The 22,045-nt window shown below is 40.0% G+C and carries 15 protein-coding genes; 6 read left to right on the plus strand and 9 right to left on the minus strand.

The genetic code is table 11. From position 1 onward, the window contains the following. The 7 genes from N8N51_RS09475 to N8N51_RS09505 all read right to left on the minus strand — a co-directional run. Nucleotides 1–1,231: glycosyltransferase family 2 protein (locus tag N8N51_RS09475; RefSeq protein WP_261104087.1), on the minus strand; the 1,231-nt coding region annotated here is incomplete at its 3' end. A 15-nt stretch (nucleotides 1,232–1,246) separates the two neighbouring features. Beyond that, nucleotides 1,247–2,758, minus strand: coding sequence for a glycosyltransferase (locus N8N51_RS09480; protein WP_261104088.1), 1,512 nt, complete (start codon nucleotides 2,756–2,758; stop codon nucleotides 1,247–1,249). Further along, a complete protein-coding gene (locus N8N51_RS09485; RefSeq protein ID WP_261104089.1) occupies nucleotides 2,745–4,022 on the minus strand; it encodes a hypothetical protein in 1,278 nt (425 codons plus the stop codon). Before N8N51_RS09485 ends, N8N51_RS09480 begins: the two co-directional genes overlap by 14 nt. Before the next feature lie 3 nt (nucleotides 4,023–4,025). After that, nucleotides 4,026–4,919, minus strand: coding sequence for a glycosyltransferase family 2 protein (locus N8N51_RS09490; RefSeq protein WP_261104090.1), 894 nt, complete (start codon nucleotides 4,917–4,919; stop codon nucleotides 4,026–4,028). Continuing rightward, the gene (locus N8N51_RS09495) at nucleotides 4,916–6,136 is read right to left on the minus strand and encodes a glycosyltransferase family 8 protein (RefSeq protein ID WP_261104091.1); all 1,221 of its coding nucleotides are present in this window, start codon (nucleotides 6,134–6,136) and stop codon (nucleotides 4,916–4,918) included. The genes N8N51_RS09490 and N8N51_RS09495 overlap by 4 nt, the downstream gene beginning before the upstream one ends. Nucleotides 6,137–6,595: 459 nt before the next feature. After that, nucleotides 6,596–13,051: an accessory Sec-dependent serine-rich glycoprotein adhesin gene (locus N8N51_RS09500; protein WP_314725900.1), complete on the minus strand. Its 6,456-nt coding sequence runs from the start codon at nucleotides 13,049–13,051 to the stop codon at nucleotides 6,596–6,598. A 744-nt stretch (nucleotides 13,052–13,795) separates the two neighbouring features. Further along, on the minus strand, nucleotides 13,796–15,340 hold the full coding sequence (locus tag N8N51_RS09505) for a peptide chain release factor 3 (RefSeq protein WP_261020342.1): 1,545 nt from the start codon (nucleotides 15,338–15,340) through the stop codon (nucleotides 13,796–13,798). Nucleotides 15,341–15,552: 212 nt separating this feature from the next. On the opposite strand from N8N51_RS09505, the gene gatC reads away from it, so the two are divergent. The 6 genes from gatC to nusB all read left to right on the plus strand — a co-directional run bounded on the left by gatC (nucleotide 15,553) and on the right by nusB (nucleotide 20,283). Then, nucleotides 15,553–15,855, plus strand: coding sequence for an Asp-tRNA(Asn)/Glu-tRNA(Gln) amidotransferase subunit GatC (gene gatC / locus N8N51_RS09510; RefSeq protein WP_000705419.1), 303 nt, complete (start codon nucleotides 15,553–15,555; stop codon nucleotides 15,853–15,855). Further along, the gene (gatA, locus tag N8N51_RS09515; RefSeq protein ID WP_261104092.1) at nucleotides 15,855–17,321 is read left to right on the plus strand and encodes an Asp-tRNA(Asn)/Glu-tRNA(Gln) amidotransferase subunit GatA; all 1,467 of its coding nucleotides are present in this window, start codon (nucleotides 15,855–15,857) and stop codon (nucleotides 17,319–17,321) included. Before gatC ends, gatA begins: the two co-directional genes overlap by 1 nt. Then, complete coding sequence (gene gatB, locus N8N51_RS09520; protein WP_261104093.1) at nucleotides 17,321–18,763, plus strand: Asp-tRNA(Asn)/Glu-tRNA(Gln) amidotransferase subunit GatB; 1,443 nt, start codon at nucleotides 17,321–17,323, stop codon at nucleotides 18,761–18,763. The genes gatA and gatB overlap by 1 nt, the downstream gene beginning before the upstream one ends. 130 nt (nucleotides 18,764–18,893) lie before the next feature. After that, a complete protein-coding gene (gene efp / locus N8N51_RS09525; protein ID WP_000568643.1) occupies nucleotides 18,894–19,454 on the plus strand; it encodes an elongation factor P in 561 nt (186 codons plus the stop codon). A 21-nt stretch (nucleotides 19,455–19,475) separates the two neighbouring features. Continuing rightward, a complete protein-coding gene (locus tag N8N51_RS09530) occupies nucleotides 19,476–19,865 on the plus strand; it encodes an Asp23/Gls24 family envelope stress response protein (protein WP_261077966.1) in 390 nt (129 codons plus the stop codon). Then, nucleotides 19,858–20,283: a transcription antitermination factor NusB gene (nusB, locus tag N8N51_RS09535; protein ID WP_000203638.1), complete on the plus strand. Its 426-nt coding sequence runs from the start codon at nucleotides 19,858–19,860 to the stop codon at nucleotides 20,281–20,283. Before N8N51_RS09530 ends, nusB begins: the two co-directional genes overlap by 8 nt. 113 nt (nucleotides 20,284–20,396) lie before the next feature. On the opposite strand, the gene N8N51_RS09540 is transcribed toward nusB, so the two are convergent. Continuing rightward, nucleotides 20,397–21,164: an acetyl-CoA carboxylase carboxyl transferase subunit alpha gene (locus N8N51_RS09540; protein ID WP_261077965.1), complete on the minus strand. Its 768-nt coding sequence runs from the start codon at nucleotides 21,162–21,164 to the stop codon at nucleotides 20,397–20,399. Continuing rightward, nucleotides 21,161–22,027, minus strand: a complete 867-nt coding sequence (gene accD, locus N8N51_RS09545; RefSeq protein ID WP_261077964.1) for an acetyl-CoA carboxylase, carboxyltransferase subunit beta — start codon at nucleotides 22,025–22,027, stop codon at nucleotides 21,161–21,163. The genes N8N51_RS09540 and accD overlap by 4 nt, the downstream gene beginning before the upstream one ends. Between the last annotated feature and the right edge of the window lie 18 nt (nucleotides 22,028–22,045).

Below are 22,045 nucleotides of genomic sequence, written 5' to 3' on the forward strand. Positions count from 1 at the left end.
CCCCCCCCCCCCCCCCCCCCCCCCCCCCCCCCCCCCCCCCCCCCCCCCCCCCCCCCCCCCCCCCCCCCCCCCCCCACATTTTTTTTATACCCCCCCCCCCCCCCCCCCCCCCCGAACGTTCGATTCCTAAATTATAAGAAGAAGAGATACTATCCTGTTCTGTTTCAAAATACTTAAAGCGATTATCCTTCTCAACATATTCTTGACAGATAGCAGCCGAAAAATCTTTTGAGCCATTATTTAACAGAATAACCTCAAAACTAATATAAGTTTGATTAAGAAGACTATCTAAACACTGACGTAAATAAGGCTCGGTATTAGAGACAGAAATAATGATACTAATCAACTCTCCTGTCACTTCTCTCTTCTCATATTTTTTTATTTTAAGCATCAACTTTTCAAGTTTTTCTTGATATTTCGAAACATAAGGATTATCTTCTAAGACTGTCGTTTCATATTGATGATTTAAATGTAGAAATTTGAGTCTTTCAGCCCAAAGCTTTACATTGAAATTTGCATCTATAAAGAATAAATCAAATTTCTCAAGAATTTTAAAAATATCTAAGTTTTTCTCAGAGAATGATTTCGTTGTAATTGAATTTTCACGGATTCTATAATAATAAAGAACATCCTGTATCTTAACCCATTTTTTTGAAAGAGTGACTAGCTCTGGAATAACTGCTAAATCTTCAAAGATGAATCCTTTAGGAAAAAAGTTATCATTTAACAGACTTTTTCTATACAATTTAGGGAAGACACTAGTTCTCAGCCCCTGGGACGCAAGCTGTTCTAATTTTTCTTCTACAGTAGTAAAAACCATCTTATCTTGATGAATTTGAAGAAGATTATAGTAGATACCTTCTTTATAACTCTGAATTGTCCCTTCTATAATATCAACATCTTCTGAGATTTGTTCTGTTAATTTTTCTAAAAATAAGGGGTCGAGATAATCATCACTATCAACAAAAGCTACAAAAGAAGATTCTTCCTTAAGATTCCTAAATCCTGTATTTCTTGCAGCACTCAATCCTTGATTATCTTGATTAATTAGTCGAAAACGACTATCTACTAAATAGGTTTCTGCTATTTCTCTAGAACTATCCGTTGATCCATCGTTAATCATGATACAATCATAGTTTTGGTAGGTCTGTTTCTGGATACTATCTAGACAATCTTTAAGATATTCTTCAACGTTATAAATAGGTACAATGATACTTATTAATTCTGTCACGATTTCATCTCCTTTTTATTTTTGAAAAGAAATTGACAACTCATTGCTAAAAAATTCTTTCCACAACTCTAGAATATTTTCTTCTAAATACGAGCTTGCCAGACGATAGGAAGCTTCTTGATAGCTAGATAAGTCTTTTGAAGTCAGTTTCAAGAGAATTTGAGCAATTTCCTCGACTCTTTCTTGATCACTTTTATCCTCAAAAGAAACTAGATAACCATTAAAACCATCTTTTATAAAGGATGGATTTCCATATCTCAAGTCAAAACCAACCATTGCTAATCCTGCTCCAGTCGCTTCCATCAAGGTTAAACCAAATGTTTCGGATAAAGAAGTTGTCAGATAAATACTATGATTCAAATATTGAGCTGTCAGATCTGCATAGCCCATTAAATGAACATACTCCTGTGCTCCTAATTCTTGGATAAGATTTTCCAAACCATCATACTCTATACCACGTCCAAAAATAGAAAACTCAATATCTCCACCTTTTTTATTAGCCAATGCGACTGCGCGAATTGCTAAATCCACGCGCTTAGAATATATCAATCGAGACGCCGTCATCACTTTGGTAGCTTTTCTATCTTGCTCAGAATAGTGTAACTGTTTCAGGCTCCCTACAGGAATCACATAAATCCTAGGAGCTTCCTTTCCCTCTTTCTCAAAAGATTCTTTCAAAACTTTTGCCTGTAGGTCAGTCGAAACAATCATAAAATCAAAACGATGAGCATATTTTACAGGGTAATAATATTCATAGCTAAAAGGTTGATCCCCAAAAGTATGTTCCGAATGGAATACCAATCCCAACCGAGCTCCTGACTGTTGCTCCAACAAAGGACGCGCAAAATCCATATTTGAAGCTCTATCCATAATCACAATATCATTTGCCTTCAATTGAAGTTTTTTAACAAAGATTTCCATCAATTCTGCATGTGTTATTAATTTTTCATTATGAAGCAAATAACGCTGTTTCCCATTGACTAAAATTTCTTCTAGTCCGACACTTCCATCTAAATTATGATAGACTCGTCTTCCTAATTCAGCTAAAACATGATCATTTTGATAATTCAAAATGAAATAATCTGTTACTAATTTTGTTGAGGCATAGGTTTCTCTTTTGAGTAAATATCCCCCTGAAAAATATTCAATAAACTGCACTTTAGAGAGGTCTTTTTTGCCATATACGAAAACAAGTAGCTCTCCTTCGTTCAACTGATAAGTTCTTGCTGAAGGTGTTTCATGAATGATTTGCGAAGTTTTTAAACCTAGCTGTTCTTCTAGTTCATGTGGAGAAAGAGTTGGTGCTGCACTTTGTTGATCTGTAAAAAGAAGTTGGGCAAATAAAAGTTCTTCATAATCATAGCCCTTTGATAAAAAATAATCCAACTGATCAGAATTAGGCCACTGAGTAAAAACAAAACGAGTATCTAAATCTAAACTACGAAACAATTGCAAACGATGGGCTTGGGCAACATCTACACCATTTGCTTCAAAGCCTAAGAGTAGATTAAAATTATAAACCGTCATTTTTTCTCTCCCACCTATCAAATAAACTACGATAATCTTCTAAACTAGCTACTCCTAATATTTGAGCTTGATTTCTAGATAATTGATGATACTTATCAGGATTTTCTAAAACTTGGCGTACATTTTGAATGAGAGACTCTATTGTATCGTAGCAAGTTTCTAATTGTTTATATTCTTCATGATGAGTTAAATTATCCAATGTATAAAGTAATACACCTTTTTCTACTGCACGTAAGGAAGAGGCGAAAATTTCAATATCATACTGAATATCGAAATAGAAACTACTTCTATCGAGTAGTTCTTGGAAAAGTTGATAAGTCATCCCAGGATAGATATAGATATTAGAGTAACTAGATAAATTAGTAATACGACTCCCCATCTCAGTAACTGCTCCTACATGGAAATCAATCTCTGGAAACTGAATCAATAGTTGTTCTAAACCTTCTATCCATTCAGAATTCGTAACAATCATAGCTTGTGGTCTAACTGGGACTGGTTTATCTAGGGCAATCCCATATAAATGAGTGTAAGGAGAAACGTCAGAAATTCTAGGAGACATTACTAGTACCTGATTCACTCGGTCTGCAATCTTATTAGCCTCTGTTATATCATCTGCCAAATAATAGTAATTGTCTTTCTTGCTTGAGGGAAGAAGCGAGAGAATCTCTTCTCCCAAAATTAAAATATCTTTTCTCTCTACTATCTCTTCTAATACTTTAAGGAGAAAAGAATGACGATTCGGATAGATAGTCGGGTTCTTCTGCGAATCAAAGTAAGCTATTTTATCTTGTTGTAACCACTCTACCAGAAGTTCTCTCCCTTCTGAGTTGTAAATAGTTCTCAGTACACTCTTTTCTTCTTCATCTAAAAGCTCACGACAAACTTTCCAACCATAAGCGCTGTAATAGTCTATCCAGATACATTTTTCTTCTTCATCATACCAGTAAACTCTCGCGACAGTACGCTCTGATTGTGGTTGACGAAACTGGATACCAGCCTTCTTTTTACCTTGATCATATACATAGCCTTCTAAACCATCTGTCGTTATCTCCCAGTAAGGGGGCAGAGGTAAATTGTTAAAAAAGAGAGGTTTCCCCTCTTCTTTCATTAGAAAGTATGTCAGCGCTGTTAACTCCCCTTGTTCAAGACTATCTAGATTATCAAAACAATCAATATAGAATATGGTTAAGGACTTCTCTAATTTTTGAAAAATTTCCTTAATTTTCGGTACTTTATCATCTGTTTTCTTTGCAATTATAAACATTTTTTACTTTTCCCATTCTCTTGAACGAATATAATAATTTTCTTTCACACGTCTATAGGTTTCTGTTCCTTGTAAACCAACTTTTTCCATCATTTCAAGAGCTCGGGTTAAGCGACAATAATAAATATAACTATGACCAGATATATCATGTCCCATCATTGCAATAAGGGCTAAGCGCTCATTCCAAGCTTCCATTTCATTCATAACTCGTTTTTCCGTCCAAACATTATTCAATGTACCTTCTCTTCCTACCCGATACCAATAAATAGCCTTCTCCACATGAACAACTCTCTTAGCTTTAAGAAAAACTTTGTATATGACAAAAGTATCTTCAACATTTTTTCCTAGAGGAAAACGTAAACCTGCAAATAAGTCCCTTTTATATAGTTTCATTACAGAGCACGCCCAGGCCATGTCCTTCATCTCCTGCTCAGCAAACTGATACATAATTTCTTTATCTGCATAAACTTGCTCCCTATAATCGCTATCAAAAACTTTAAAGGAGAACTCTTGCTTACTGTCATTATACAGATTATAGTTTCCTGCCGCAATATCTGCGTCATATTTTTTCAAATTCCGATAAAGTATTTCAATCGCACTCGTATCCAACCAATCATCCGAATCCACAAAGGTAATATATTCTCCGCTTGCTGCAGCAATCCCTGTATTACGTGCCGCTGATAATCCTGCATTTTCTTGATAGATATACTTAAATCTTAAATCTTGATTTAGATATTTTTTACAAATACTAGATGAATCATCTGTTGAACCATCATCAACTAAAATAATTTCTAACTGTTGATAAGATTGCTGCTGAATACTATTAAGAGAATATTCTAGATAAGGTGCTACATTATAAACTGGTACGATAACACTGATTAATGGTTCTGTTTTCATTTGTTCTCCTTATTTTCTAGGGTATCCAAATAGTTTTTGATATGCTGAATCATCCCTTGAACATCTTGATTTTCAAAAACATAGTGAGAGATTTCATGTGCATGATTTGTTGCTTGGAAAGAATAGAAAGGAATTTCCTTATCAACCACCTTTTGTATAATATTATAGATTTCGCCCTCATAGTTAATATCTAGATAAAAATCTAACTGGTTGAAAACTTTTTCATGCGTCAAAGGATCAAAGCACGGATACAGAGTAACATTTTGATACTTTTCTAACATTAAAATTTCTGGAGCAAAATAGCAGTGAGCCAAAATATTAAAATTCACTTGTGGAAGAGCTCTAATCAGCTTCTCTGCTTCATGCAAATTCACAGTATTCGTGTAAATAGCGGTTTGATAAGGTGGTGTTGAAACAAGAGCGTTCCATCCTTCCTTTGCAGGATATTTTCTAAGAAGAACATCATCCCATGACAACCCGTAATAAAACCACCATTCTTCTCTGAATCGATTAAAATGATGTTGATGCCACGGCTTCAAACCTGTAGTATAGTGAATAACTGCTGGTTTTCCTTTAAAAAGATCATACCAAGCCATATCTCCTAGTGTAAATTGTTGACTATCTGATCCCACTTGAAGATTATAGGTTAGAGGAAGACGATACCAATTATCCTGAAAAGCGAGATTCAAGATTCCTTGATCCCCATAGACCTCATGATGATGTTGAGCAGTCAAATCAAATAACTGTTTCACAACATCTTCCTCTCTCCATTTTTTATTATCTATCAATAATAATCCAGCGTTAAACTTATCCGAAGTTGTCGGTAAGTCCTCAACTGCAGCAACAGGATAACCTTGCATATCCAGTTCAAATAGATTTGATAAATCCTGTGTCACAATCATATCACTATCCAAGTACAAGGCTCTATCTTCTACGACATGATTCGGAATTAAATAACGAAAATAAGTAGCATAGTTTAAATGAGCTGTTGGAAGTTTATAATCTTGAAACATAGCTGAAGAACATCTAACATTTACAATCTCTGAATCTATTATTTCAAGATGATTCTCTACTAACTGGAACCAATCAGTTGGAATGTCTTCATTTAGGATATAAAACTTAATCTGTTTCATATGGCTACATATAGATTTAATTGTTGTTTCTAAATAACTCACATAAGCTTGATTTGCTGCAAGAACAATTACTTTCTTACTCATAATACCTACCATTTCATACTATTAAACTTAATAAAAACATTCTATTGCCTAATATATAATTATACCAAAAATAGCACTATTTTACAATATAGATTCCTTCTAAAAGCATTTAAAAACCTTGGTGAAATCTCCATGCAATAGACTATAAGCCTTTGTGTAATATTTTCTCCTTCCACTTTACAATTCGCTTCAATACATTTATTATATGCGCTTGAAGTTTTTTTGGTATATAGTCGATAGAAATAAGATGAGAATAAATCGATTGGGGCATTCAAATCCAATTTCTAACATTACTTTAGAAGCCACATCATCTTATTCTATAGTATATTATAGACTCACTACACTACAGAACGAGACGAAGCAATAGTCGCATCGTGAAAAAACTCCCTTAGATGGAAGATCATCTAAGGGAGTTTTATAAATCGAGATAAAAATACTCTCTACATATTTTTAACTCAATTATTCTTCATCATCACGTTTACGGCGTTTCGCAAACAAACCTAGACCAGTTACAGCTGCCAAAGCTCCTAAAAGTACAGATGATTTGGATGCTTCTGTACCAGTATTTGGCAATTGCTGTCTTGACTTACCTGCTGATTCTGATGGCGTTTCAGAAGCGCTTGTACTTGCTGATTCTGAAGCGCTTGGTGAAGCTGACTCTGAAGGTGATGTACTTGCTGATTCTGAGGCGCTTGTTGACGCTGACTCTAAAGGTGATGTGCTTGGTGAAGCTGATTCAGACGCCGATTGACTTGCACTTATTGAAGCACTTGTCGATGCTGATTCTGACGCTGATTGACTTGCGCTTGTTGAAGCACTTGTCGATGCTGATTCTGACGCTGATTGACTTGCACTTGTTGAGGCACTTATCGAAGCTGATTCAGATGCCGATTGACTTGCTGATGTCGACGCACTTGTTGAAGCTGACTCAGATGCCGATTGACTTGCTGATGTCGACGCGCTTGTTGAAGCTGATTCAGATGCTGATTGACTTGCGCTTGTTGATGCACTTGTCGATGCTGATTCTGACGCTGATTGACTTGCACTTGTTGATGCGGACTCAGACGCTGATGTCGATGCACTTGTTGATGCGGACTCAGACGCTGATGTCGATGCACTTGTTGATGCGGACTCAGACGCTGATTGACTTGCTGATGTCGATGCACTTGTCGATGCGGACTCAGATGCTGATTGACTTGCTGATGTCGACGCGCTTGTTGATGCTGACTCAGATGCCGATTGACTTGCTGATGTCGACGCACTTGTTGATGCTGACTCAGATGCCGATTGACTTGCTGATGTCGACGCACTTGTCGATGCGGACTCTGACGCTGATTGACTTGCGCTCGTTGAAGCACTTGTTGAAGCTGATTCAGATGCCGATTGACTTGCTGATGTCGATGCACTTGTCGATGCTGACTCAGATGCTGATTGACTTGCTGATGTCGACGCGCTTGTTGATGCTGACTCAGATGCCGATTGACTTGCTGACTGGCTTGCACTTGTCGATACTGACTGACTAGCTGATGTGCTTGCTGACTGACTTGCACTTGTTGACGCTGACTTAGACGCGCTCGTTGAGGCACTTTGGCTCGAACTTGTCGATGCGGACTTAGATGCGCTTGTCGATGCACTTTGGCTCGAACTTGTCGATGCACTTTGGCTAACGCTTCTTGATGTCAATGTACTTGCTGATGTCGATGTAGAAGCAGAGGTAGAACGTGAGGATACTATACTTTCAGAGGTTGATCTAGATGTCACAACACTCTCAGAAATTGAGCGTGAGGTGATCACACTCTCAGATGTCGATCTAGATGTGATTACACTCTCAGAGGTTGAGCGTGAGGTGATCACACTCGTTGACACTGAGGTAGATGCTACCGCACTTGTGCTTACTGATTTCGATCTATAGTCCGAGTCAGATAAGTCTGGTTTTACTGTATTCGTTGTACCATCCTTATAAGTAATGGTCACAGTACCATCATTTGATATTTCATAGCCTTGTATACGATTTGCATCTTGTGGATTTGATGCTTTTACCGCTGCAAGAATCTTTTGTTTATCATCTTCTGATGGAGTTGTCGTATTACTTACTTGAACTGTCGCTGGCACTTTACCTGGGAATTTTTCACTTAATTTCCCTTGAACAACCTTAAATGTAGTGTCATTATTTATATTTTCAGAAAGGTCTTTTGTACGAATCTCACGTGACCAAACATTTCCTGGGGCATATCTTTGATTTGCGTTGTATGTACCTGTGATTGTCAACGTAGCTGGATTCGCAGTAGTAGCTGTTGTCGGAGTTGCAGTGATATTGGTAATCGTTCCATTAGAATTATGAGTAGTTTCTGTCATGTTAGTTGTGACAGTCCTACCATCCCATACTTCTAGATTACGAATCTTACCACTGTTATCCGTAGCTTTCACAACAAATCGATATTCATCCCCAGCGTAAAGTTCATATCCACTAGCAGTACGTCCGTTTTCGTCATTAGCATTATTACGAACAGCTTTCTTAGGTTGATCAACCCATTTGTCCCCATCCTTAACTTGCAGAACAACTTCTACATTTGGTCTTTCAGTTTCCGCTGTAATCGTCTTAGAAGTTGTGGCAGAAGTAAGAGTCTCAGTTCCTCCAGCAGGATTACTTACAACCTTCTCTTGTTTAACCGTTACATCGCCTGTAGGCAACAAGCCATTATTGGCATCAGTAACCCGTTTCAAATCAGACGGTCCAAATGTCACACTTGTTCCTGTTGCTTGTTTTGGAATTGTCTGACCACCAATCGTCAACGTTACTGTAGCTCCTGGAGTTACATTCGTTACTACAATTGAACGATTTGGCAAGCCACCCTTTTCAGTAACTGAATCAGCTGCTATTTCAGGTGCTTGTGGATTTACTCTCACAGTAACAGGGACATTTTGTTTAACTCTGACACCTGTTGAGTCTGCAGGTAACTCTACCTCCACTTGTTTAGTAAATGTTCCAACTGTCGTAAGCGACGGCGCACCACCAACCCATTTGAAATTAGTGTTTGCCGTGTTAAAATCCGGACTTCCTGTTACTCTTGTAATGGCTTCTTTAGGATTTGCTACAGCTTGTTTATAACCTTGTTCATCAGTCTTATTCTGTGTAAAAGTATAAGAACGGTCTGATTCAAATTTATAAACATCATGAACAACATCAACGGTTTTACTTAGTTTAGCAGTATCCCCTGCACCTGTACGACCAACAGGGTAGGTAAAGGTGACTTGATAATTGTGTCTACCTGTCTCTGCTGTGCTAATCGGTGAATTTGCTACAGGCTGGCCATTTTTTCTCCAAGTTTGACTTGCTCCACTTGGATAGTCATCACTTCCTTGCTTAGTTACATAATCATGCCATAAGTTGCCGTTATGAGGATTTGTACCTTGAATATCATTTACTGGACCTTTAGGGGCAATCGTAGCCAAAACCTTATAGTTGACCGTTACATCATCGGTTGAACCATCCGAATACGTAACACGCGCAACAGCACTCTTTGTTCCAGTAGTCGAATTATTAATCGTATTCGTCCAGGCAACCGTTGCTCCTGCAGGCAGAGACTTCCCACCTTCAAGTTGAACAAAGTTAGCTGCATTTCCCAAATCTGCTGCTGTTTCACCTGCATAGGTATAAATGGTATCTACTTTAGCTACGGCATTATACTTATCCGTTTGATCTTTAACAACAAACTTGATATAACCTTCATTATTATCAGTTTTATTTGATGTATTCTGGTTATCCGTAGCTACGAGTTTACGTTCAGTAAATGCCCCTTTTTGCAGGCTTTTATTTAGGGTACCTGTCAAGGTAATCTTAGCATCGGCTTGGTTTGTCGTAGAAGTGATAGTATTAGAACGTGTTACCCCAGTGAAACCACCATAATCATTAGTAGCTCCACTACCAGTTCCATCACTGGTCCCATCAGGTCTAGTAAATTTCAATGAATTGATTTTTCCAGAGTCATCCGTCGCTTTGAGGGTAATATTAACCGGTTCGTTGCGATATAGATAGATTTCTTTGGTATCCGGATTGTCATAAGGAATAACTAACTTAGGACGTTCGTTGACTGTTACAGATGGTGGAATCGGTTCGCTACGTGTACCATCTTTATAGACAATAGTCGCTTCACCATTATCTTTTACTTCAATTGTTTTAATACGGTATGCGTCTTTATCATTTTTAGCATAAATAGCAGCCTTAACATCATTCTTCTCAGGCCCCGTGAGATTATTCTTATCTACAACAGGCGTGAACTCAGGATTTTTTATTGTAAATTCTGATTCATATTTGTAACGCTCATTCAAAGCACGTTGCTTAATAAAGAAGTTTCCTGTATTTGCATCCCCAGCTTGAGTATAGTTACCAGCCTTATCTGTTGCTACAGCATTTCTGCGCCAATGATTCCCATTGGCGAATGCCAAATCATCCTTCATGTGTCCTGTAACAGTAATTCGAGCTGGACTAGATTCAGTCGCAACGATTTCACCATTAGGATCTGACAGGGAAGCAACTTTCCCCGTACCATATTCCGAACCTTTAAAGATATTGTCAGCCAAGTCAGAAGCAGGTCTGAAATTGTCTGATTCTGGAACAAGTTTAAATTCTCTCAACTTGCCCTTGTTATCAGTCGCAGTCATATCAACTGTGAAATCATCACCCGCATAGATATAGTAATATTTACCTCCTGCTATTGGTCCTGTTTCTGCAGCTAGAGGTTTACCATTACGGGTCACAGTAACGGTTGTTACTGGAGGTACTTTTTCTTTTTCTAAAGAAGCATTGATGACACTAGTAGAACCATCACGATAAGTAACCGTGATAGTACCATCTGTTGCAACGTCAATTTTAGATTTGGTACCAGGGTAAGATAGCGTAAAACTACCATCTGGATTGGTCGTTTGACTTGCTTCAGCAATATTTGGAGCAAGATCTCCATTTTTGGATAAGTCCGTTAAATTCGATTGTTTTCTAACAAAATTATTATAAACTTCCTTAACTTCATCAGGTGTCAAATGATCCAGATCAGAAACCTGAACAGTATCGCCACTTTGGATATCATGACGTTCGTTGAAACCTTTAATATAGTAGCCTACATTAGCAGCAGCTTGGGCACCAGAATAATTAGTTCCTACAAAACGATAAACATATGTTTTTCCAACTTCAGCTGAAGCATTGTTTCCACCAACCGTTCCCTCCAATCGAGCAGTTACAGCTGGTCTGTCTAATCGTTCATTATTGTTAGGACCTAGATAACTCACCCCAGGAATTACATTACGATTCTCGATGTTCATATACTTAACGCGGCCTGAATTAGTATTTACTCCTTCTAAACCTACGTTATCCCCAATGACATCACCATTAAAAACTTCTTTATAGGCAGTAACATTAAAACGGAATGTTGTGTTGGTATTCGTATTGGTAGTTTGTTGTCTATAGCCAGTTGAAAAACTTGCCGATTGAACTTGCGAACCATTTCCTGGAGTATTTTCATAAATAGGAGCAGAACTTACTTGAACCTGCATTTTCGCAGTCGCAGTCGGAACATTATTATCGTATTTGACTCTTACTACAACTTGTCCCTCTAAGTTCCTATTTTGGCCATGACGATAACTATAACCTGCCTCATCTCCCTTTGTATATGTTTTTTCCATTGAACTACCGTTAAAGGTCGCACTTTGGACATGTCCACCTTTGCCGACTTCGATTTTTACACCGACATGACTCAAGGCACTATCAGCATGGACATTCATGGTGTACGTCGCGATACCAGAAGGCTTATCAAAGGTAGCAGTTGGACTACTTAGCGTCATACGTCCGTCATTCTGAATAGGAGCCCAACTTGCTCTTAGAGAAGCATCACGTAACATGGCTTTCCCATTACGGGCATCACGCGCACCAGAATTGGCTCTCAAAACAGCATTGGCAATCGAATTACGAGCTTGAGTCGCTTTTTGCACCACTGCTGTCAAATCACTAGTCGGATCCGCCAAGGCTTTTTCAATGGCTGTCACTGCTGCATTTACCTTAGTAATTGCAGAATCAGTGTTTGGCAAACCAGCAGCTTTCGCTAAGTATTCACCCATTTCAGATGAGAGTTTTGCAAGCTTCTTACGATTTTCATCCTGTTGTTTAGTAGAAATCTCTGAAGATAATAATGTAGCAGCTGTAGCTCCAACAAGGCTAGTGATGCCTCCATTCTCCTCAAGTGGACCTCTATCCAATTTAGCAAGCCTCAATTCAGATATAGGAGATAAGTTAGATAATCCTTTTTTGCCTAATGTCTCTTCGGATTGAACTTCCGATCCGCTAACTGTTTCAGACATAGTAGTTGAAACCGAGTTACTTATAGGTACCGTTGATTGGCTAGTATTTACAGAGGAAGAACCTAACAATGACATCGAATCCATTATACTTGCGCTTGCTGAAACACTCTCTGAAACACTAGAAATCGAAATACTCTCTGAGACACTAGTAAATAAAGATTGAGAAATCGATAAACTTTCGCTCACAACCTTACTTGTATCTACTTTTGAAGTAGTCCCCAAAACTACCGTATCATTGGTAACCAAAAGATCTGGATTTTCCAGTGTCTTTTCCATTGCTACCGTTTCATTTGCAAACACTTTTGTTTGACTAGCAACAGCACCACCTAAAACGGCCCCTGTGGCAGCAATCCCCTTGATAATATCCAGACCTGTAATAGAAGGACTCACTTTATCCTCTACTGCTTCTGTCATGACTTGCGTCGTGTCTACACCACCACGCAAGACCTTGAACAAACCAAAAAGAGAGGTTGAAGCTCGCAACCAATGTTTTCCTGATTTGATTAACTTATACCGCGTCACACGGTCGGTTTCTCTATACTCACCTTTCTGACGTCTAAAAAACATGTTTTACCCTTTCATCACATTTCAAAAATGGACAATCCAGCCCATTCTAATCATACTTTTATAGTATACACCGCGAGCAAACGATAGTCAAGATATTATATTGTTTTTTTAAAAAAATACGAGGTTTCAAATCTATTTATATATTGACTCCTCTCTATAATAGGAACCCCTCCAAAAAAATCAAACCGATTTTAACATTCCCTTTTTTAAAATTCATACTATAAAAATAAAACTATAACAACTGTCATAACGTCAATAAACTTTCCTACCTTATTTTTGTTATATTGTCATTTTTGAAATCAAAAAAAGCTGTGAATCCTGACATCCACAGCAGTTACTAATTTTCACATCACTACACAGAGTTTGGCAAATCGATTACATTTGCCAAACGTAGTTAGTAAGACAGTCACTTCCTTTCTGTTACAAAAGAAAAGCCCACGAATCGAAATCATTCGTGGGTTTTTACTAGTGAAGTGTTTAGCCATTTTCAATAGATTTAGCATTAATTACTTTTATTGTTATACAATCAAATATAATTACTGAATAATAACACAGAGTTTGGCATATCGATTATATTTTCCAAACATAGTTAGTAAGACAGTTACCCTTTTATATCTATTACGACGGAAAAATCCACGAATCGATATTATTCGTAAAACTTTACTAGTGGAGCGCCTAGCCATGTTCCATAGAAACTTGGCGTTAGTTACTTAGATTGTTACACAATCAAGTAACTTTGGCGATCTACATTTTTTCCTCCAACTCTACGTCTGGATACTTATCAGCAAACCAGCGGAGGGCAAAGTCATTTTCAAAGAGGAAGACTGGTTGGTCAAAACGATCTTTAGCCAAGATATTGCGGCTTGACGACATCCGTTCATCCAATTCCTCAGGCTTGATCCAACGAACGGTCTTTTTACCCATTGGGCTCATGACTACTTCCGCATTGTACTCGCCTTCCATGCGGTGTTTAAAGACTTCAAACTGGAGTTGACCTACAGCGCCTAGCATATACTCGCCTGTTTGGTAATTCTTATAAAGCTGAATGGCACCTTCTTGCACCAATTGCTCAATCCCCTTGTGGAAGGATTTCTGCTTCATGACATTCTTAGCAGAAACTTTCATGAAAATCTCAGGTGTAAAGGTTGGCAGTGGTTCAAATTCAAACTTGTTTTTCCCAACTGTCAAGGTATCCCCAACTTGATATGTACCTGTATCGTAAACCCCGATAATATCACCTGCCACGGCATTGGTCACATTCTCACGACTTTCTGCCATAAACTGAGTAACATTCGAAAGTTTAGCACCCTTACCAGTACGAGGCAGGTTGACACTCATACCACGTTCAAATTCACCCGATACGATACGTACAAAGGCAATACGGTCACGGTGACGAGGGTCCATATTGGCTTGGATTTTAAAGACAAATCCTGAGAAATCTTTATCATAAGGATCCACAATTTCACCATCTGTTTTCTTATGACCATGAGGTTCCGGAGCAAACTTAAGGAAGGTTTCAAGGAAGGTCTGCACACCAAAGTTTGTCAAAGCTGAACCGAAGAAGACAGGTGTCAATTCTCCAGCCAGAATAGCTTCCTCTGAAAACTCATTCCCAGCTTCATTTAAAAGTTCAATATCATCCTTGACTTGCTCGTAGAAAGGATTGCTACCAAAGAGTTTGTCCCCGTCTTCTAGACTGGCAAAACGCTCATCCCCTTTGTAGAGCTCCAAGCGTTGGTTATAGAGGTCATAGAGCCCTTCGAAGGCTTTCCCCATCCCAATAGGCCAGTTCATCGGATAGCTAGCAATGCCCAAGACTTCTTCCAATTCTTGCAAGAGGTCCAGTGGCTCACGACCGTCACGGTCCAGCTTATTCATAAAGGTAAAGACCGGAATTCCACGGTGTTTGACAACTTCAAACAATTTCTTGGTTTGGGCCTCGATACCCTTGGCAGAATCCACAACCATAACTGCAGCATCCACCGCCATCAAGGTACGATAGGTATCTTCTGAAAAGTCCTCATGCCCTGGCGTGTCGAGGATATTCACACGCTTGCCATCATAGTCAAACTGCATCACAGATGAAGTCACCGAAATCCCACGTTGCTTCTCGATATCCATCCAGTCAGACTTGGCAAAAGTCCCTGTTTTCTTTCCTTTTACGGTACCAGCCTCACGAATCTCGCCCCCAAAGTAGAGCAACTGCTCAGTGATGGTTGTTTTCCCCGCGTCCGGATGGGAGATGATGGCAAAGGTACGACGTTTCTTAATTTCTTCTTGAATATTCATAAGTTCTCTTTCTTTGATTCTCTATTTTTCTTGTTCCAATAGCTAAGAATGATTTCTACATTGGATTTTACCATTCCTTTCAACACTCCATTATATCGGATTTTGCCATTTTTTTCAATTTCTATTTCTTTTCACTTCCCCCTCCCTTATTTATAGGAAAATATGGTAAAATAGAACAGACTAAAAATCATCATTTCACGAAAGGATGCAAGATGAAAATTACGCAAGAAGAGGTAACACACGTTGCCAATCTTTCAAAATTAAGATTCTCTGAAGAAGAAACTGCTGCCTTTGCGACAACCTTGTCTAAAATTGTTGACATGGTTGAATTGCTGGGCGAAGTTGACACAACTGGTGTCGCACCTACTACGACTATGGCTGACCGTAAGACCGTACTCCGCCCTGATGTGGCTGAAGAAGGAACCGACCGCGATCGCTTGTTTAAAAACGTACCTGAAAAAGACAACTACTATATCAAGGTACCAGCTATCCTAGACGATGGAGGAGATGCCTAATGACTTTTAATAACAAAACTATTGAAGACTTGCACAACCTCCTTGTCTCTAAGGAAATTTCAGCAACTGAATTGACCCAAGCAACGCTTGAAGATATCCAATCTCGCGAGACAGCTATCAACGCTTTTGTTACCATCGCTGAGGAGCAAGCCCTTGCGCAAGCTAAAGCTATTGATGAAGCAGGAATCGATGCTGATAATGCCCTCTCAGGAATTCCACTTGCAGTTAAGGATAACATCTCTACTGATGGTATTCTCACAACTGCTGCTTCAAAAATGCTCTACAACTATGAGCCTATTTTTGATGCGACAGCCGTTTCCAATGCAAAAGCGAAAGGCATGATTGTCGTCGGAAAGACCAACATGGACGAATTTGCCATGGGTGGTTCAGGTGAAACTTCTCACTACGGAGCAACTAAAAACGCTTGGGACCACAGCAAGGTTCCTGGTGGTTCATCAAGTGGTTCGGCCGCAGCTGTAGCGTCAGGGCAAGTCCGCTTATCACTTGGTTCTGATACTGGTGGTTCTATCCGCCAACCTGCTGCCTTTAACGGGATTGTTGGTCTCAAACCAACCTACGGAACAGTTTCACGTTTCGGTCTCATTGCCTTTGGTAGCTCATTAGACCAGATTGGACCTTTTGCTCCTACTGTTAGGGAAAATGCCCTCTTGCTCAATGCGATTGCCAGCGAAGATGCCAAAGACTCTACTTCTGCCCCTGTCCGCATTGCCGACTTTACTTCAAAAATCGGTCAAGACATCAAGGGTATGAAAATTGCTTTACCTAAGGAATACCTAGGCGAAGGGATTGACCCAGAGGTTAAGGAAACCATTCTGAATGCTGCTAAGCACTTTGAAAAACTTGGTGCTATCGTTGAAGAAGTCAGCCTTCCTCACTCTAAATACGGTGTGGCAGTTTACTACATCATCGCTTCATCAGAAGCTTCCTCAAACTTGCAACGCTTTGACGGTATCCGTTACGGCTATCGTGCAGAGGATGCAACCAATCTTGATGAAATCTATGTAAACAGCCGTAGCCAAGGTTTCGGTGAAGAAGTGAAACGACGTATCATGCTAGGTACTTTCAGCCTTTCATCAGGTTACTACGATGCTTACTACAAGAAGGCTGGTCAAGTCCGTACCCTCATCATTCAAGATTTCGAAAACGTCTTTGCGGATTATGACCTGATTTTGGGTCCAACCGCTCCAAGTGTTGCCTACGATTTGGACTCACTCAACCACGACCCAGTTGCCATGTACTTGGCTGACCTTTTGACCATCCCAGTCAATTTGGCAGGTCTCCCAGGAATTTCGATTCCAGCTGGATTCGCTCAAGGTCTGCCTGTTGGTCTCCAATTGATCGGTCCTAAGTACTCTGAGGAAACCATTTACCAAGCTGCTGCTGCTTTTGAGGCGACAACAGACTACCACAAACAACAACCCGTGATTTTTGGAGGTGATAACTAATGAACTTTGAAACAGTCATTGGACTTGAAGTCCACGTAGAGCTCAACACCAATTCAAAAATCTTCTCACCTACTTCTGCCCACTTCGGAAATGACCAAAATGCCAACACTAACGTGATTGACTGGTCTTTCCCAGGAGTACTTCCGGTTCTCAACAAAGGTGTTGTTGATGCAGGTATCAAGGCAGCTCTTGCCCTCAACATGGACATCCACAAAAAGATGCACTTTGACCGCAAGAACTACTTCTACCCTGATAATCCCAAAGCCTACCAAATTTCTCAGTTTGATGAGCCAATCGGCTATAATGGCTGGATTGAAGTGGAACTAGAAGACGGTACAACTAAGAAAATCGGTATCGAACGTGCCCACCTAGAGGAAGACGCTGGTAAAAACACCCATGGTACAGATGGCTACTCTTATGTTGACCTCAACCGCCAAGGGGTGCCATTGATTGAGATTGTATCTGAAGCTGACATGCGTTCTCCTGAAGAAGCCTACGCTTATCTAACAGCCCTCAAGGAAGTTATCCAGTACGCTGGTATTTCTGACGTTAAGATGGAAGAAGGTTCTATGCGTGTGGATGCCAATATCTCTCTTCGCCCTTATGGTCAAGAGAAATTCGGTACCAAGACAGAGTTGAAAAACCTCAACTCCTTCTCAAACGTTCGTAAAGGTCTTGAATACGAAGTCCAACGCCAAGCTGAAATCCTTCGCTCAGGTGGTCAAATCCGCCAAGAAACACGCCGTTACGATGAATCTAACAAAGCAACCATCCTCATGCGTGTCAAGGAAGGGGCTGCAGACTACCGCTACTTCCCAGAACCAGACCTACCACTCTTTGAAATCTCAGACGAGTGGATTGAGGAAATGCGGACTGAATTGCCAGAGTTTCCAAAGGAACGCCGTGCACGTTATGTATCTGACCTTGGCTTGTCAGACTACGATGCTAGCCAGTTGACTGCTAATAAAGTCACATCTGACTTCTTTGAGAAAGCTGTTGCTCTTGGTGGTGATGCCAAGCAAGTCTCTAACTGGCTCCAAGGTGAGGTTGCTCAGTTCTTGAACGCCGAAGGTAAGACACTGGAACAAATCGAATTGACACCAGAAAACTTGGTTGAAATGATCGCCATCATCGAAGACGGTACTATCTCATCTAAGATTGCCAAGAAAGTCTTTGTCCACCTAGCTAAAAATGGCGGTGGTGCGCGTGAATACGTTGAAAAAGCAGGTATGGTCCAAATCTCTGATCCAGCTGTCTTAATTCCAATTATCCACCAAGTCTTTACCGATAACGAAGCGGCTGTTGCCGACTTCAAGTCAGGCAAACGCAACGCAGATAAGGCCTTTACAGGCTTCCTTATGAAAGCAACCAAAGGCCAAGCCAACCCACAAGTTGCCCTTAAACTCCTTGCCCAAGAATTAGCGAAGTTGAAAGAAGATTAATATATAAAAGAAACCAGCCTTGAGGTTGGTTTTTTCTCCTCTACCATCTCCCAATAACTATTTTGGCTTTATTTCCAGAAAATTTTATGGTAAAATGAAGAGTAATAATATTTATTAAAGAGGTAAAAACATGATTGAAGCAAGCAAATTGAAAGCTGGTATGACATTTGAAACTGCAGACGGAAAATTGATCCGCGTTTTAGAAGCTAGCCACCACAAACCAGGTAAAGGAAACACAATCATGCGTATGAAATTGCGTGATGTCCGTACTGGTTCTACATTTGACACAAGCTACCGCCCAGAAGAAAAATTCGAACAAGCTATTATCGAAACTGTGCCAGCTCAATACTTGTACAAAATGGATGAAACTGCCTACTTCATGAACACTGAAACTTACGACCAATACGAAATTCCAGTCGTAAACGTTGAAAATGAATTGCTTTACATCCTTGAAAACTCTGATGTGAAAATCCAATTCTACGGAACTGAAGTAATCGGTGTAACTGTACCAACTACTGTTGAATTGACAGTTGCTGAAACACAACCATCTATCAAAGGTGCTACTGTTACAGGTTCTGGTAAACCAGCGACTATGGAAACTGGACTTGTTGTCAACGTTCCTGACTTCATCGAAGCTGGACAAAAATTGATCATCAACACTGCAGAAGGAACTTACGTTTCTCGTGCCTAATCTCTAGAAAGAGGTCATTCTATGGGAATTGAAGAACAATTTGGCGAAATCGTTATCGCTCCACGTGTACTTGAAAAAATCATTGCTATCGCAACTGCTAAAGTTGAAGGTGTCCACTCATTTTCAAACAAATCCGTATCTGATACCCTATCAAAACTCTCTCTTGGCCGTGGCATCTACTTAAAAGAAAGCAACGAAGAACTAACTGCTGACATCTATCTCTATCTTGAGTACGGTGTGAAAGTACCAAAAGTGGCTCTTGCTATTCAAAAAGCAGTAAAAGATGCTGTCCGTGATATGGCTGATGTGGAACTTGCTGCTGTCAACATCCATGTTGCAGGAATCGTTCCAGATAAAACACCAAAACCTGAGTTGAAAGATCTATTTAACGAGGACTTCCTCAATGACTAGTCCATTATTAGAATCTAGACGCGAACTTCGTAAATGCGCTTTTCAAGCTCTTATGAGCCTTGAATTCGGCACAGATATGGAAACAGCTTGTCACTTTGCCTACACGCATGACCGTGAAGATGCAGATGTGCAAATCCCTGCCTTTCTTCTGAACTTGGTTTCTGGCGTTCAAGCTCAAAAAGACGAGTTGGATAAACAAATCAACCAGCACCTCAAGTCAGGCTGGACAGTTGAACGCTTGACCTTGGTCGAAAAAAACTTACTACGCTTAGGAATCTTTGAAATCACATCATTTGATACACCTCAGCTGGTAGCAGTCAATGAAGCTATTGAACTTGCTAAGAATTTTTCAGATCAAAAATCAGCCCGCTTTATCAACGGACTGCTTAGTCAATTCGTAACTGAAGAAAATGAATAATCGAAAGGTGTTTGGTCTTCCAAGCACCTTTTGACTTTCCCCTCTGCACAGAGCAAGAAGCACATAAAAACTAGAACTGACTGCCAGTTCTAGTTTTTATGTATTCTGAGGTATTAGTATTTTCTAAATCGTTGGTAACGCTCTTCCAACAATGCTTCTAACGGTTTTTGTGAAAGTAAAGCTAGTTCAGTTTGGAGTTCTTTTTTGACACTCTTAATCAGTTCTTTACTAGAAAGTCCTGCTTCAGAAATCACCTTATCCACCACGTCCATTTCTAGCAGCTCATGCGAAGTGATTTTCATCAGTTCTGCTGCTTCCATGGCACGAGTGCCGTCCTTCCATAGAATGGAAGCAAAACCTTCTGGACTGAGAATAGCATAAATAGAATTTTCCAGCATCCAAACACGGTCTGCGACTGCCAGAGCCAGAGCTCCACCTGAACCACCTTCACCGATAATGATGGCGATAATAGGAACTTTCAGGTCACTCATTTCCATGAGATTGCGAGCAATAGCTTCTCCCTGTCCACGTTCTTCCGCTCCGACACCAGGATAGGCTCCTGCTGTATTGATAAAGGTCACAACTGGACGGCCAAACTTTTCAGCCTGTTTCATCAACCGCAGGGCCTTGCGGTAACCTTCTGGATGTGGTTGTCCAAAATTCCGTTTTAGATTGTCTTGTAAACTCTTGCCTTTTTGGATACCAACCACTGTTACAGCTTGGTCTCCAAGCCAGCCGATACCACCAACAACGGCACCATCATCACGAAAAGAACGGTCACCATGTAATTGGATAAATTCATCAAAAATGCCTGTTGCAAAGTCCAAGGTTGTCAAGCGACTCTGCTCACGCGCTTCTCTGACTATTTTTGCAATATTCATCTAGGACACCCTCCATGCAATCTGACTAGGCTAGCAATCGTATCTGGTAAGTCTCTTCTTTTGACAATAGCATCCACAAAGCCATGTTCCAATAGGAATTCTGCCTTTTGGAAATCCTCAGGCAAGCTTTCACGAACCGTGTTTTCAATCACACGACGCCCAGCAAAACCGACTAAACTCTGTGGTTCTGCTAGAATGATATCGCCTTCCATAGCGAAAGAAGCTGTCACACCACCTGTCGTTGGATCTGTCAAAATGGTCAGATAAAAGAGACCAGCATTTGAATGGCGTTTAACCGCTGCAGAGATCTTGGCCATCTGCATGAGACTCATGATTCCTTCCTGCATACGGGCTCCACCAGATGCGGTGAAGAGAACAATTGGCAATTGTTCAACAGTCGCATACTCAAACAAGCGAGTGATTTTTTCACCTACAACTGTACCCATAGAAGCCATGATAAAGTTGGAATCCATAATCCCAAGAGCCACCGTCTGACCTTTAATAAAAGCAGTTCCTGTCACAACGGCTTCATCCAGACCTGTTTTTTCACGCATGGTTGCTAGTTTCTTTTGATAACCAGGGAAATGCAAGGGATCCTTGCTTTCAATCCCTGTAAACAATTCCTTGAAGGTTCCCATATCAATCGTCAAAGCCAAGCGTTCTTGGGCAGAAATACGAAAGGTGTAGCTACAATGTGGACAGATACGCTCACTTCCCAGATCCTTCTGATAAATGGTATGCTTACAGCCTGGACACTGGGAGAATAATTCATCTGGAACCTCTGGCTTGGCTTGAGGTTTTTCCCTAACCGAACGATTGGGATTGATTCGAATATACTTATCTTTTTTACTAAATAGAGCCATTGATTCCCCTTTTCGGTT

The sequence above is a fragment of the Streptococcus mitis genome (genome assembly GCF_946188685.1).
GTDB lineage: Bacteria > Bacillota > Bacilli > Lactobacillales > Streptococcaceae > Streptococcus > Streptococcus mitis_CC.